This is a genomic window from Streptomyces sp. NPDC039430 (assembly GCF_055639435.1).
Genome location: NZ_JBVKAK010000021.1, coordinates 6267 through 20371, shown reverse-complemented (window position 1 = coordinate 20371; position 14105 = coordinate 6267). Strand labels below are relative to the sequence as shown.

The following is a 14105-nucleotide window of genomic DNA, read 5'->3' as shown; positions in this document are numbered from 1 at the left end:
CTTCAGACGGGCCCCGGACAAGCCACGGACAAGCCACGGACGGGCTTCAGACGGGCTACGAGCGGCTCCAGCCCGGATCCCGCCCCGTCGCGCCCAGCAGCGCCTCGAACGGCCCCGCGTCCTCGCCCACCGCCACGGGCTCCCCGAACACCCCCATCTTGCGCGCCGTCGGAGCCAGCGCCCCGAACTCCGTCCCGAGCAGCCCGACGAGCGCCGCGTCCGGCTCGTACGGCTGCCCCGTGGCCCGCGCCAGATCCCACCCGTGCACGGCGAGGTCGCCCACCACCATCACGCCCACCGTCCTGGCCGGCATCCCCAGCGCCCCCGAGGTGCCCTCCTCGGCACCCGGCGCGCCCCAGGCCTCGACGAGCCGCACGGTCTCGTCGGCGAACCGGTCGCGCCACGCGCCCGTCAGATGCTCGGGGGCGGCGCCGAAGTCGGAGTCCTTCTTGGCGGCCAGTGCCTGGAAGTTCACGATGACCTGGAAGAGATGGTCGACGAGGGCGTGCACGTCGTACTCCGCGCACGGCGTCGGGGCGGTGAGCTGGTCGTCGGTGATGTTCCGGACAACGGTGACGGTACGGTCGGCCGCCACCTCCAGCAGTTTGCTGATCGTGTCGTTCGTGGCCGTCTTGCTGATCGTGTCGTTCATGGCGGTCATCGTAGGAATCGGCGTCCCCCGCGTCTTGAAGAAACGCGACATAGGATCCGTACGTGGCAGGACCGCGGCGTGACACCCAAGGCATCGTCGACGCCCCGGGGCTCTTCGCGCGGGTACGGTTCCGGCGCCGCGAGCCCGCTCCGGCCCTGCGGCCGTATCTGGAGCACTACTGGCTGATCGACTGGGATCTCGAACAGCCCTACGCCTCCCATGTCGTGCCGCACCCCTCGGTCAATGTCGTGTTCCAGCGGTTCGGCCGCGGAGCGGACAGCCCGGCCTTCGGCGAGGTCGCGGGGATCGGTCTGGAGCTGTTCACGCGGAAGCTGGAGGGGCGCGGCCGGGTGTGCGGGGTGCAGTTCAGGCCCGGCGGCTTCCGGCCGTTCGCACCGGGATGGCCCGTGTCGGAGTGGACGGGGCGGCGCGTGCCGATCGCCGAGGTCATGCCGGCGACCGCCGCGGACATCGCGGCGGTGCTCGGCCCGCCCGACGCCACGGAGGACGCGCGGGTGGCCGCGCTCGACGCGTATCTGCTGGGCGTGGGCCCGCGCCAGGACCCGCGCGCGGCGCGGGCCATGGCGCTCGCCGACCGGATCCGTACGGACCGCACGATCCGGCGCGTGGCCCCGCTCGCCGAGGCGGAAGGGGTGTCGGTGCGCTCGCTGCAACGGCTCTTCGCCACGTATGTGGGGGTGGGACCGAAGTGGGTGATCCTGCGCTACCGCATCCACGAGGCCCTGGAGCGCGCGGAGTCCGGAACGGCTACGGGGCCGGATGCGGGTACGGGTGTGGCGGCGGGTGCGGCGGCGGAGGTGGACTGGGCGGAGCTGGCGACCGAACTCGGCTACAGCGATCAGGCCCATCTCGTACGGGACTTCACGGCGACGGTCGGAGTCCCTCCGACGGCGTACGCCAAACCCCCGGCCGCGGGCCCCCCGGAAGCCGGCCCTCCGGACGCCGGGCCGCCGGCGGCCGGACGCCCCGATGTCAGACCCCCGCCCTACAGTGCCTGACATGCCTCACACGCCTGACATGCCTGCCACACGGAGCGAACCACCGGGGGTACGGCTGGATCCCTGGTCCGAGGGCGATCTCGGCCTGCTCCGCGCCATGAACGCGCCGGAGCTGATGAGCCATCTGGGCGGCCCCGAGACCGAGGAACAGCTGCTCACGCGGCACCGGCGGTACGTCGACCTGAGCGCGGACCGGACGGGCCGGGGCCGCATGTTCCGGATCGTGCTGCCGCTGTCCGGCGAGGCCGTCGGCACGATCGGGTTCTGGGAGCAGACCTGGCAGGGACAGCAGGTGTACGAGACGGGCTGGGGGGTGCTCACCGCTCATCAGGGGCGCGGCATCGCGGCGGCAGCGGCGGCGGCCGTCGTGGCGAAGGCGCGCGCCGAGCACAGGCACCGCTATCTCCACGCCTTCCCGTCCGTAGACAACGGCTCGTCGAACGCGCTGTGCCGCCGGGCGGGGTTCTCGCTCAGGGGCGAGTGCGAGGTCGAGTACCCGAAGGGGCGTCTGATGCGCGCCAACGACTGGCGGCTGGATCTGACACCCGGCGCCGATGACCAGGAAAATCCTGGCCCGGCCCCCGCGTCCGATGGCATCCTGACGACGTGAACGGACCGGAGATCCAGATCGATTTCGCCCCCGAGCTGCGCCTTTTCGTTCCCGCCGAGCGGCGTCACGGACGTACGTCCCTCCTCACCGACGGTGCGTCCACGCTCGGTCACACGGTCGAATCGCTCGGCGTCCCGCTCACCGAGGCCGGAGCGCTGCTCGTGGACGGCCGTGAGGTGCCCGTCTCGCACATCCCCGCCGCGGGCGAATCCGTCGAGGTACGGGCCGTGAACCGCCCCCAGCGGGTGCCGGGCGCTCCCCTCCGCTTTCTGCTCGACGTCCATCTCGGCACGCTCGCGCGACGGCTGCGGCTGCTCGGCATCGACGCGGCGTACGAGAACGAGGACCTCGGCGATCCCGCCCTGGCCACCCTCTCCGCCGCCGAGCGCCGGGTGATGCTGTCCCGGGACCGCGGGCTGCTGCGGCGCCGCGAGATCTGGGCCGGGGCGTACATCTACAGCGACCGCCCCGAGGTCCAGCTCCGGGACGTGCTGGAACGCTTCGCCCCCGCCCTCGCGCCATGGACCCGCTGCACCGCCTGCAACGGCGGCCTGGGCCCCGCCGACAAGGAGTCCGTCCGGGAGCGGCTGGAGCACGGCACCCAGCGGTCGTACGACGTCTTCGCCCAGTGCACGGCCTGTGGCCGGGTGTACTGGCGCGGCGCGCACCACGCGAGGCTGGCGGCGATCGTCGAGGACGCGGTAAGGGAATTCGGCGACGCCGCCGCGTAGTTCCCGTGGATCACGCTTAGCCCCCGTGGATCACGGGGCGGCCGGAGAGGACGCGGTCAGAAGGCGTACGGGTCCCCGGTGGCCGGGGCCAGTACCCGGTGCCGGTGGTTCTCGGGGTTCGGGTCGCTCGCGCCGCCGTTCCAGGCGGTGTCGATCTCCACGACCGCCTCCACGGGCCGCCCGGCCGCCTTCAGGTCGAGAACGGTCTCCGGGCTCCGCCCGACCGCCCGGAGCGGACCCGTACGGCACAGCACCACCCGGTCTCCGCCCCGCACGCAGTTCGACGGCAGGCTCTGACCGGCCGCGAGAGACACCGAGAAGGCCAGCCGTACGGTCGCGTCCGCGAGCGCGGACGGGCCGTGGTTCTCGGACTCGAAGCGGACCGACAGCTGCTGGCTCCACAGCGACACATGCCCGTGGTGCGAGAGATCGGCCTCCGGCACGACACCACCCCGGAAACCAGCGGCCCCGGCCTCGGCACCGGTTCCGGCCCCGGCCCCGACGTCGGGCCCCGCACCCGTCACCGTCACCACCGTCGCGACGACCGACACCGCCACCAGCCACGCCCTGTGCTTGACACCCATGGCGGGAACATACCGATCATCACACCGAGAACCGGGCCATCCGCAGGCCCGGCGCGCCCCCGGTCACCCACATGACACGCGGCCCCCGGGCACGGCGGAGTCACGTACGCGCCCCGCGGCCACCGCCCTGACAGCACGGCGGTCCGCGCTCCGGACACCACGGGCACCCGCCCGCGCACCCTGCCTATCCTGGCCGTGTCCGACATCGATCATCGATCACACGCGCGAGGAGTACGTCATGACCGCCGCGGGGACCCCCATCGCCGTCATCACCGGAGCGAGCAGCGGCATCGGCGCCGCCACCGCACGCCAACTCGCGGACGCCGGCTACCACGTCATCGTCACCGCCCGCCGCAAGGACCGTATCGAGGCCCTCGCCGCCGAACTGACCGCCGCCGGGCAGCAGGCCACCGCGTACGCCCTCGATGTCACCGACCGCGCGGCCGTCGACGCCTTCGCCGCCGAGCTGGGCCGCTTCCCCTCCGTGAACGTCCTGATCAACAACGCCGGGGGCGCCCTGGGCGCCGACCCGGTGGCCACCGGCGATCCGATGGACTGGCGCCGGATGTACGAGACGAACGTCCTCGGCACGCTCCACGTCACCCAGGCGCTGCTTCCCGCCCTCACCGCGAGCGGCGACGGCACGGTCCTGGTCGTCTCCTCCACCGCCGGCCACGGCACGTACGAGGGCGGCGCGGGCTATGTCGCGGCCAAGCACGGCTCCCACGTCCTCGCCGAGACCCTCCGCCTGGAGATCGTCGGCACACCGGTCCGCGTGATCGAGATCGCCCCCGGCATGGTCAAGACCGACGAGTTCGCCACCACCCGTTTCCACGGCGACACGGAGAAGGCGGCGAAGGTCTACGCGGGCGTCGCCGAACCGCTCACGGCCGACGACGTCGCCGACACCATCACCTGGGCGGTCACCCGCCCGAGCCATGTCAACATCGACCTCCTGGTGGTACGCCCCCGCGCCCAGGCGTCCAACTCCAAGGTCCACCGCGAGCTGTGACGCCGCACTCGCCGGTCAGGGAGACCTGAGCGGCCGTCCCCCGGCGGAACACCGGGGGACGGCCGCCCTCCCGCGAAACGGCAGGACCATCAGGACGGAGAGGCAGGACCTCACGGCCCGGGTCCCGGCCACCCGGCTCAGCCCTTCACGCAGATGACCTGCTTCAGCTTCGCCACCACCCGCACCAGATCCCGCTGCTGCTCGATGACCTGCTCGATCGGCTTGTACGCGGCCGGGATCTCGTCCACGACGCCGGAGTCCTTGCGGCACTCCACGCCCCGCGTCTGCTCCTCCAGGTCCCGCGTCGAGAACCGGCGCTTGGCGGCGTTACGGCTCATCCGCCGGCCCGCGCCGTGCGAGGCCGAGTTGAACGACGCCTCGTTCCCCAGGCCCTGCACGATGTACGAACCCGTGCCCATGGAGCCCGGGATGATGCCGTAGTCGCCGCTGCCCGCACGGATCGCGCCCTTGCGCGTGACCAGCAGGTCCATGCCCTCGTACCGCTCCTCCGCCACGTAGTTGTGGTGGCAGGAGATGACCTGGTCGAAGGTCACCCGGGCCTTCTTGAACTCCTTGCGGACCACGTCCTGGAACAGCCCCATCATGATCGCGCGGTTGTACTTCGCGTACTCCTGCGCCCAGAAGAGATCGTTCCGGTACGCCGCCATCTGCGGGGTGTCCGCGATGAAGACGGCCAGGTCCCGGTCGATCAGCCCCTGGTTGTGCGGCAGCTTCTGGGCCTCGCCGATGTGGTGGTCGGCCAGTTCCTTGCCGATGTTCCGCGATCCGGAGTGGAGCATCAGCCAGACCGAATCCGACTCGTCCAGACAGAATTCAATGAAGTGATTGCCCGAGCCGAGCGTTCCCATCTGCTTCGTGGCGCGTTCCTCACGGAATTTGACCGAATCGGCGACTCCGTCGAACCGCTCCCAGAAATCCGCCCACCCCGCCGTGGCGAACCCGTGCATCCGCCCCGGATCCACCGCCTCGTCGTGCATGCCGCGCCCCACCGGGATCGCCTGCTCGATCTTGGAGCGCAGCCGGGACAGGTCACCCGGCAGATCGTTCGCCGTCAGGGACGTCTTCACCGCCGACATCCCGCACCCGATGTCCACGCCCACCGCCGCCGGGCAGACCGCACCGTGCATCGCGATCACCGAACCGACCGTCGCGCCCTTGCCGTAGTGCACGTCCGGCATCACGGCGAGGCCCTTGATCCAGGGCAGTGTGGCGACATTCCGGAGCTGCTGGAGGGCGCCCTCCTCGACCGTCGCGGGATCCGCCCACATCCGGATCGGTACCTTCGCACCCGGCATCTCTACATACGACATAACGCCTCAATTCCCCCGAAAGTCCTATAACGCAAAAGCCGGAACCAGGGCCGTCAAAAGAGACGGCCGACCAGCATCGACGGCGTCGCGTGCGATAGACATTGTGTCCATCGACCGTCATACGGCGGCAAGCAGTTTTCGCGCGGAGCCCCGCGCGGAACCCCGTACAGAAGGGAGCCCGGGACCGTGCAGCCAAAGGCGCGCAAGGCGTACGTACCCGGCCTGGCGGCGCTCCTCGTGGCGGTCGTCGCCGGCTGCTCGGGGGGCGGTGGCGCGGACGGCACCATCACCGACACCAAGCCCGGCGGCCCCACCACCGCCACCGCCGCTCAGCCCGGCAAGTACCGCACGCTCCGCGAGCCCTGCGGCTCCGTGCCGCGCTCCATGCTCAAGGACCTGCTGCCCGGCGTCGCCTCGCTCCCCGAGGACCAGCGGACGAAGGCGTACGAGGGCACGGCCGCTGTGACATACGACACGGACCGCCGCGTCGGGTGCAGCTGGAAGGCCACCTCCCCCGACGCGTCGAACCAGCTGGTGATCGACCTCGAACGCGTCGTGTCGTACGACCCGGCCGTGAGCGACGCGGACCGGGCGCAGGAGGTCTACGCGAAGGCGGAGACGGCCGCCGGCCTGCCCGCGGCCACGGCTCCCGGAACGCCGGGCGGCACGCCCTCCGCGACGGATTCCGGTATGGGTACGGACTCCGGTACGAGCGCACAGACCGGCTCCCCGTCCGGTACGCCCTCCGGCACCCCGTCCGGCTCCGTCTCCGGCTCCGGCGCGCCCTCGGACGGCACGACCTCCGAGGGCCTCGAACCCCGCGTCCTGGACAATCTCGGTGACGTCGCCTTCCTGGACGATGTCCTCGCCCGCTCCGGCGCGGCCGCTCAGCAGCGGACGGTGAGCGTGGTGTTCCGCACATCGAACGTGATCGTGACCGTCCGGTACACCGAGCAGCCCGCCCACCCCACCGTGGTCCCCGACAGCAAAGAACTGCAGGACAAGGCGCGGGGACTGGCCCGGACGCTCGCCGAGCAGCTCAACGAGTAGCCGCCCTCGTCCCGGCCGCCCGCCCCGCGCGCGCGGGGCACGGACTCCCGCTCCGGCAGCCCGCGGACCCGGCTCGGCGGTTACCGTGGCCGATCGGACCGTATGACAACCGACCGACTGAAGGAACCATGCACCGTTCAGCCTCGCGACTCACCCGCATACTCGCCTGCGCAGCCGTTCCGGTGATGCTCGTCGTCGCCGGCTGCTCGTCCGACTCCGGAGACAAGAGCGGCGCCGACGGCTCCTCGTCGAGCCCGAGCGCCGCGCCGTCCCCGGAGATCGCGCCGGCCAAGTACAGCGGGCTCCCCGACGCCTGCGCCACGATCGGCGCGAAGACGGTCGGCTCGCTCGTTCCCAAGGTCAAGTCCAAGGCCGGTACGTCGGGCAAGTCCAGCGACATCGACACCCGCGGCAGCTGCTCCTGGAACGGTCTGGACGACAAGGGCGTCAAGGGCTCGCAGTACCGCTGGCTCGACGTCTCCCTCATGCGGTACGACTCCGACGCCACGCTCGGCAGCGGCGCCAAGCGCGCCGGCGAGTACTACGCGAAGGAGGTCGCCGGGGCCCAGGGCACGGCGGGCGCCAAGAGCCTCAAGTCCGTCGAGACGGCCGGCGTCGGCGACCAGGCGACGCTGGTCACGTACACCCTCAAGAAGACCGACGAGGACTTCGCGTACGCGACGGTCGTGGCCCGCGCGGAGAACGTCGTCGTCACCCTCACCTACAACGGCGCGGGCTACGCGGGCGCGAAGTCGCCCAGCCCCGCCGATCTGACGAAGAACGCGGAGAAGGCGGCCAAGGAAGCCGTGGCGGCCGTCGCCGCCGGTTCCGATGACGCGTCGGGCGGCTCCGGTGACGCGCCGGGCGGTTCCAGCGACGCGCCGGGCGCCGGGGAGAGCTCCAAAGCCGCGTCCTGACGGCCGGCTTCCGCTCCCCGCGCAACGCCCTCCGCACACATGTGCCAGGCTGTGCCCGCCGGGTGTCGGGGCGTCGAGTGATTGTTGTCGAGTACCTGACGCCCCATACAGGCCGAATACGGGAGGAGATCGCGGGTGGCCGCGATGCAGCTGACACGCACGCACCGGATTCTCATCGGGATCGTGGTGTTCGGAGCGGTGATCATCGCCGCGATCGGATTCGCGGGGTCCTACGCCGCCGTGCGCGAACTCGCCGAGGCCAAGGGTTTCGGGCGTTTCTCCCTGGTCTTCCCGATCGGTATCGACGCGGGTATCTGCGTTCTGCTGGCGCTCGACCTCCTCCTGACCTGGATGCGGATCCCGTTCCCGCTGCTGCGCCAGTCGGCCTGGCTGCTGACGACGGCGACGATCGCCTTCAACGGCGCCGCCGCCTGGCCGGACCCGCTGGGCGTCGGGATGCACGCGGTGATCCCGCTCCTCTTCATCGTCTCCGTCGAGGCGGCGCGCCACGCGGTCGGCCGGATCGCGGACATCACCGCCGACAAGCACATGGAGGGCGTACGGCTCACCCGCTGGCTGCTCTCGCCCGTGCCCACCTTCAAGCTGTGGCGCCGGATGAAGCTGTGGGAGCTGCGCTCGTACGAGCAGGTCATCAAGCTCGAACAGGACAGGCTCATCTACCAGTCGCGCCTTCAGGCGCGGTTCGGCCGCAACTGGCGCCGCAAGGCGCCGGTCGAGGCGCTGATGCCGCTCCGGCTCGCGAAGTACGGCGTACCGCTCGCCGACACCGCGCCCTCGGGACTGGCCGCCGCCGGTATCGAACCGGTGCTGCTGCCGCCCCCGCCCCCGGTGGCCGAACTCCCGCAGGGCCGGGCCGAGATACCCGCCGCGGGCCCGTCCGTGTCTCCGTCCCCGGAGCCGACGGAACAGCAGCCCCAGCCCCAGCCCCAGCCTCAACAGCCCCAGCAGCAGCCGATCCCGCCGCAGCTGCGGAAGCAGGACCAGGACCCCCAGGAGCAGCACCAGCAGCAGACCGACCCCCGGCAACACCCGGAGCAGTCCCCGCAGCCGCAGCACCCCCAGCCTGAGCCTCAAGCCCAACCCCAAGCCCAGACCCAGCCCCAGCCCCAGCCGAGCCCCTGGTTCGCGGCCCCGCATGTGCAGGAGGCGGGGTACGAGGGCGCGTACAACCCCGCGTACGCCGAAGGCCAGGACCCCGCCGCCCCGGTGATGATCCCCGCCGGCCCCGGCCGCAGCCGCCCGCTCGGCGGGGTGCCCAATCAGCGCGTGGAGGGCCCGTACGCGACCCCGGAGCCGGAACAGGCCTCCCAACAGGCCCCGGAACAGCGGCAGTACGCCGAGCCCGCGCCCGTCCAGGAACAGCCCGAGGAACTGCCCGTTCCCGCGCTCCCCGACGACATCTCACGCGAGGAGGCGTACTTCAACGCCTTCCGCAAGTACATCAGCGAGCATGGCGACTACCCCAACGGCCGCCAGTTCGGCCTGTACTTGGTCGACCTGTACGGGATCACCGGCCGCACCGGCGGCCCGCTGAGCGAGAGTTCGCTGCGCCCCTACCTGAAGGAATTCCGCTCCCGGTACCAGGCGGCACTGGACGAGGAGTACATCGCCTAGTGCTGTGACCGCGTAGGTTCGCCGGGTTGGTGGTCGTGACGGTCGGATGAACCGCAGCCCCGGAGTGCCGCAAGGGACAGGTTCACGAGAAGGACGGCGACAGAAGGACAGCGGCGGAAGGACAGCTCAGGAGGACAGCTCAGGAGGCGGACGGCTCGATCTCTCCCGCGAAGACGATGACCTGGTCGATGAGGCTCCGCCGCAGATGGACGACGTCCGTTCCCGCCAGGCGGGGGCCTCCATCCGGCGTGGTGAAGACCCACTGGTACCGGGCCCACTCCCCAGGCATGTCCACCGCTGAGCAGCGCACCATCGTGCCGGTCCCCGCCGGGTGGCGCCGGATGTCCAGCACGAACCGCTCGACCGCCGCGATTCCTTCGCTGCGGCCCAACGGCCCCCAGAAGACCACGTCTGAGGTCAGGGCCTGGGAGAGCAGGGCAGTCACATAGCTGTCGTCCGAGGCGTTGAACGCGGAGATGAACGTGTCGATCGCGGAGCGTGCCGTCTCTTCCTGCATGCCCCAGTAATACCAGCCGTTGCGCGTGCGCTCGGCCCGCGAGCCGCCGTCCGGTCACGGTGGGCCATCCCGGTCACAGCACCAGGTCCTGTCCGGTCGGACAGGACCTGGACGAGTAAGCCCGCCCGCGGCGGCCGGAGCCGACCGAGGGCGGCCGGAGCCGACCGGCCGGCCTCACCGGCGAGCCGGGACCGAGCCCGGCGAGACCGGGACAAGGCCCGGCCGGGCCGGACGCCGGCCCAACCGGGCCCCGGCCCAACCGGGCCCCGGCTCAGCCGCCGAGCAGCACCCGCACCCTGTCCGCGCCCACCGCCAGCAGCAGCGTGGGCAGCCGCGGCCCGGTGTCCCGGCCGACCAGCAGCCGGTAGAGCAGCGCGAAGAACGACCGCTGGGCGGTCTTCAGTTCGGCCGTCGGCTTGGCGTCGGGCGCCAGCCCCTCCATGACCTTGGGCACGCCGTAGACGAGCGTGGTCAGCCCGTCCAGCGACCAGTGGCTGTCCAGACCCTCCAGCAGCAGCCGCAGCGACTCGCGCCCCCGCGCGTCGAGCGAGTCGAGCAGCTCCCGGTCGGGCTCGGAGCGCACGATCGTCCGCGCCTCGGCCGGTACCTGGCTGGTGATCCAGTTCTGCGCGCGGTCCAGCCGGGGACGCGCCTCGTCCAGCGAGGCCAGCGGACGAGCCGGGTCCAGTTCGCTCAGGATCCGCAGGGTCTGCTCCTCGGCACCGGCCGTGATGTCCACGACCGAGGCCAGCGTGCGGTACGGCAGCGGATGCGGCGTACGCGGCAGCGCACCGGCCGCCGTGCTCGTGGCGCGGGAGTACGCGGCGGCGTCGGCCGGCAGGACGGAGCCGTCGGCGACCTTCCGCTCCAGCGCGTCCCACTCGTCGTAGAGCCGCTGGATCTCCTGGTCGAAGGCGATCTTGAACGACTGGTTGGGCCTGCGCCGCGCGTAGAGCCAGCGCAGCAGCGGCGCCTCCATGATCTTCAGCGCGTCGGCCGGGGTCGGCACGCCGCCCTTGCTGGACGACATCTTCGCCATCCCGGAGATCCCGACGAAGGCGTACATCGGGCCGATCGGCTGGACGCCGTCGAAGATCTCGCGCACGATCTGCCCGCCGACGACGAACGAGGACCCCGGCGAGGAGTGGTCGACCCCGGACGGCTCGAAGATCACGCCCTCGTACGCCCAGCGCATCGGCCAGTCGACCTTCCAGACCAGCTTGCCGCGGTTGAACTCGCTGAGCAGGACGGTCTCGGAGAAGCCGCACTCCGCGCAGGTGTACGTGAGCGCGGTCGTCTCGTCGTCGTACGCGGTGACGGTGGTGAGGTCCTTGCCGCAGCCGCCGCAGAAGGGCTTGTACGGGAAGTAGCCGGCGGCCCCGCCGCTGCCGTCGTCCTCGGCCGCGGCGCCCGAGCCCTCGGCGGCTTCCAGCTCGGCTTCCTCGGGCTGCTTCTGCCCCTGCTTCTGGCCGCCCTGCCCCTGCTTCTGCCCCTGGGGAGCGTTGTTCTTCGGCTTGTCCTTCGTCCGATAGCGGTCGAGGATCGCGTCGATGTCCGCGCGGTGCTTCATCGCGTGCAGGATCTGCGCGCGGTACGCCCCGGCGGTGTACTGCTCGGTCTGGCTGATGCCGTCGTACTCGACGCCCAGCTCGGCCAGCGCCTCGGTCATCGCCGCCTTGAAGTGCTCGGCCCAGTTCGGGTACGCGGACCCCGCGGGGGCGGGCACGGACGTCAGCGGCTTGCCGATGTGCTCGGCCCAGGACGGGTCCGTACCGGGAACGCCGGCCGGAACCTTGCGGTAGCGGTCGTAGTCGTCCCAGGAGATCAGATGCCTGACCTCGTGACCGCGCCTGCGGATCTCGTCCGCGACCAGGTGCGGGGTCATGACCTCGCGGAGATTCCCCAGGTGGATGGGGCCGGAGGGGGAGAGTCCGGACGCGACGACGACCGGTTTGCCAGGCGCACGTCGCTCCGACTCGGCGATGACATCGTCCGCGAAACGGGAGACCCAGTCGGTCTCGGTGCTCTGAGCCACGATCGGCACGTCCTTACTTCTTTCTCGTACGCCCAAACATTCCGGCGGCCGCCATTCTCCCAGGTCCCCCCAGGAGAGCGAAAATGGCTTGTTACACCATGGGATACTGGGCAGGACTTCCCTCCGTACCCGACAGGAACGGCACCAGCCCATGGCCTCGGTCACTTCCCTCGCTTCGACCGTCGATCAGCGCATCGCGGACGCCCTCTCGGCAGCCCTGCCGGAGGCCGGTCCCGCGAGCCCGCTGCTGCGCCGAAGCGACCGGGCCGATTTCCAGGCGAATGGACTCCTGGCGCTCGCCAAGCGGCTCAAGGGCAACCCGCGCGAGCTGGCGACGCGGGTCGTCGCGTCGCTCCCCGCCGATGGCGTGATCAAGGACATCGAGGTCTCAGGACCCGGGTTCCTCAACATCACGATCACGGACCGGGCGATCATCGAGACCCTCGCGGCCCGCGCGGCGGACGCCCGGCTCGGCGTCCCGTTCGAGCCGGAGCCGGGCACGACCGTCATCGACTACGCGCAGCCGAACGTGGCCAAGGAGATGCACGTCGGGCATCTGCGGTCCGCCGTGATCGGCGCGGCGATGGTGGAGATCCTGGAGTTCACGGGCGAGAAGGTGGTCAGGCGCCATCACATCGGCGACTGGGGCACCCAGTTCGGCATGCTCATCCAGTATCTGATCGAGCACCCGCACGAGCTGGACCACAAGGGCACCGCCGGCACCGCCACCTCCGGCGAGGAGGCGATGTCCTCCCTCAACCGCCTCTACAAGGCGTCGCGGACGCTCTTCGACTCCGACGAGGAGTTCAAGGCGCGCGCCCGGGACCGGGTGGTGGACCTCCAGGCCGGTGACAAGGAGACGCTGGCCCTGTGGCAGCGGTTCGTGGACGAGTCGAAGATCTACTTCTACTCGGTCTTCAACCAGCTGGACATGGAGATCCGCGACCCCGACATCGTCGGCGAGTCCGGCTACAACGACATGCTGGAAGAGACCTGCAGGCTGCTGGAGGAGTCCGGGGTCGCGGTCCGCTCCGAGGGCGCGCTCTGTGTGTTCTTCGACGATGTGAAGGGCCCGGACGGCAATCAGGTCCCGCTCATCGTCAAGAAGTCCAACGGCGGTTACGGCTACGCGGCCACCGACCTCTCCGCGATCCGCGACCGGGTGCGGAACCTGTCGGCGACGACCCTGCTGTACGTGGTCGACGCGCGCCAGTCGCTCCACTTCAAGATGGTCTTCGAGACCGCCCGCCGGGCGGGCTGGCTGAACGACGGGGTCGACGCCGTTCAGCTGGCGTTCGGCACGGTCCTCGGCAAGGACGGCAAGCCGTTCAAGACCCGTGAGGGCGAGACCGTACGGCTGGTGGACCTGCTGGAAGAAGCGGTCGAGCGGGCGACGGCGGTCGTACGGGAAAAGGCGAAGGACCTCAGCGAGGAGGAGATCGCCGAGCGCGGCCGACAGGTGGGCATCGGCGCGGTGAAGTACGCCGACCTGTCCACGTCCGCCGCCCGCGACTACAAGTTCGACCTGGACCAGATGGTCTCGCTGAACGGCGACACGTCCGTCTACATCCAGTACGCGTACGCCCGTATCCAGTCGATCCTGCGCCGGGCGGGCGACGCGAAGCCGGCCGCCCACCCGGAGCTGGCACTGGCCCCGGCCGAACGGGCGCTGGGCCTGCACGTGGACCAGTTCGGCGAGGTGCTGGCGGAGGTCGCGTCGGCGTACGAACCGCACAAGCTCGCCGCGTACCTGTACCAACTGGCCTCGCACTTCACGACGTTCTACGACCAGTGCCACGTACTGAGCGACGAGAACCCTCCCGAGCTGGTCGAGAACCGCCTCTTCCTCTGCGACATCACGGCCCGCACGCTCCAGCGGGGCCTGGCACTCCTGGGCATCCGCGCCCCCGAGCGCCTGTAAGCCTCACTACGCGGCGCGGGGGGGGGGGGGGGGGGGGGGGGGGGGGGGGGGGGGGGGGGGGGGGGGGGGGGGTGGGGTGGGGGGGGGGGAC

Annotated in this window: 13 protein-coding genes; 8 read left to right on the top strand and 5 right to left on the bottom strand. The window is 71.1% G+C overall.

The genetic code is table 11. The annotated features are described in order from the left end of the window. Positions 1–55 precede the first annotated feature (55 nt). Positions 56–652 carry a TIGR03086 family metal-binding protein gene (locus tag ACZ7LS_RS33145; RefSeq protein ID WP_382671770.1) on the bottom strand — a complete coding sequence of 199 codons (597 nt, stop codon included), beginning with the start codon at positions 650–652 and terminating at the stop codon, positions 56–58. Between the two features lie 62 nt (positions 653–714). Here ACZ7LS_RS33145 and ACZ7LS_RS33140 point away from each other — a divergent pair, with 62 nt between their 5' ends. The 3 genes from ACZ7LS_RS33140 to ACZ7LS_RS33130 are packed head-to-tail and all read left to right on the top strand — an operon-like array spanning position 715 to position 3012. Further along, positions 715–1671 (top strand): DUF6597 domain-containing transcriptional factor, encoded by a 957-nt coding sequence (locus tag ACZ7LS_RS33140; RefSeq protein ID WP_385134556.1) that lies wholly within the window; start codon positions 715–717, stop codon positions 1669–1671. A gap of 1 nt (position 1672) precedes the next feature. Continuing rightward, entirely contained in the window at positions 1673–2281 is a 609-nt protein-coding gene (locus ACZ7LS_RS33135; RefSeq protein ID WP_382671776.1) for a GNAT family N-acetyltransferase, read from the top strand. Next, complete coding sequence (locus ACZ7LS_RS33130) at positions 2278–3012, top strand: Mut7-C RNAse domain-containing protein (RefSeq protein WP_382671779.1); 735 nt, start codon at positions 2278–2280, stop codon at positions 3010–3012. The genes ACZ7LS_RS33135 and ACZ7LS_RS33130 overlap by 4 nt, the downstream gene beginning before the upstream one ends. A 56-nt stretch (positions 3013–3068) precedes the next feature. Here the strand turns inward: ACZ7LS_RS33130 and ACZ7LS_RS33125 are convergent, their stop codons facing one another. Continuing rightward, positions 3069–3596, bottom strand: a complete 528-nt coding sequence (locus tag ACZ7LS_RS33125; protein WP_385134554.1) for a hypothetical protein — start codon at positions 3594–3596, stop codon at positions 3069–3071. Positions 3597–3834: 238 nt separating this feature from the next. On the opposite strand from ACZ7LS_RS33125, the gene ACZ7LS_RS33120 reads away from it, so the two are divergent. Continuing rightward, the gene (locus ACZ7LS_RS33120; protein ID WP_382525637.1) at positions 3835–4608 is read left to right on the top strand and encodes an SDR family NAD(P)-dependent oxidoreductase; all 774 of its coding nucleotides are present in this window, start codon (positions 3835–3837) and stop codon (positions 4606–4608) included. A 137-nt stretch (positions 4609–4745) separates the two neighbouring features. Here ACZ7LS_RS33120 and ACZ7LS_RS33115 read toward each other — a convergent pair whose 3' ends face one another. Next, complete coding sequence (locus ACZ7LS_RS33115) at positions 4746–5939, bottom strand: RtcB family protein (RefSeq protein WP_382525635.1); 1194 nt, start codon at positions 5937–5939, stop codon at positions 4746–4748. 186 nt (positions 5940–6125) lie between these two features. Here ACZ7LS_RS33115 and ACZ7LS_RS33110 point away from each other — a divergent pair, with 186 nt between their 5' ends. From ACZ7LS_RS33110 to ACZ7LS_RS33100, 3 genes are all read left to right on the top strand, one after another. Then, a complete protein-coding gene (locus tag ACZ7LS_RS33110; RefSeq protein ID WP_385137389.1) occupies positions 6126–6989 on the top strand; it encodes a DUF3558 domain-containing protein in 864 nt (287 codons plus the stop codon). Between the two features lie 128 nt (positions 6990–7117). Further along, positions 7118–7906 carry a DUF3558 domain-containing protein gene (locus tag ACZ7LS_RS33105; protein WP_385137391.1) on the top strand — a complete coding sequence of 263 codons (789 nt, stop codon included), beginning with the start codon at positions 7118–7120 and terminating at the stop codon, positions 7904–7906. Between the two features lie 135 nt (positions 7907–8041). Continuing rightward, positions 8042–9541 carry a DUF2637 domain-containing protein gene (locus ACZ7LS_RS33100; RefSeq protein WP_385137393.1) on the top strand — a complete coding sequence of 500 codons (1500 nt, stop codon included), beginning with the start codon at positions 8042–8044 and terminating at the stop codon, positions 9539–9541. Between the two features lie 139 nt (positions 9542–9680). On the opposite strand, the gene ACZ7LS_RS33095 is transcribed toward ACZ7LS_RS33100, so the two are convergent. Further along, entirely contained in the window at positions 9681–10058 is a 378-nt protein-coding gene (locus tag ACZ7LS_RS33095) for a nuclear transport factor 2 family protein (RefSeq protein ID WP_030278697.1), read from the bottom strand. 271 nt (positions 10059–10329) lie between these two features. Then, entirely contained in the window at positions 10330–12102 is a 1773-nt protein-coding gene (lysS, locus tag ACZ7LS_RS33090) for a lysine--tRNA ligase (RefSeq protein ID WP_382525628.1), read from the bottom strand. Positions 12103–12244: 142 nt separating this feature from the next. Here lysS and argS point away from each other — a divergent pair, with 142 nt between their 5' ends. Further along, positions 12245–14014: an arginine--tRNA ligase gene (argS, locus tag ACZ7LS_RS33085; protein WP_382525626.1), complete on the top strand. Its 1770-nt coding sequence runs from the start codon at positions 12245–12247 to the stop codon at positions 14012–14014. Positions 14015–14105 lie beyond the last annotated feature (91 nt).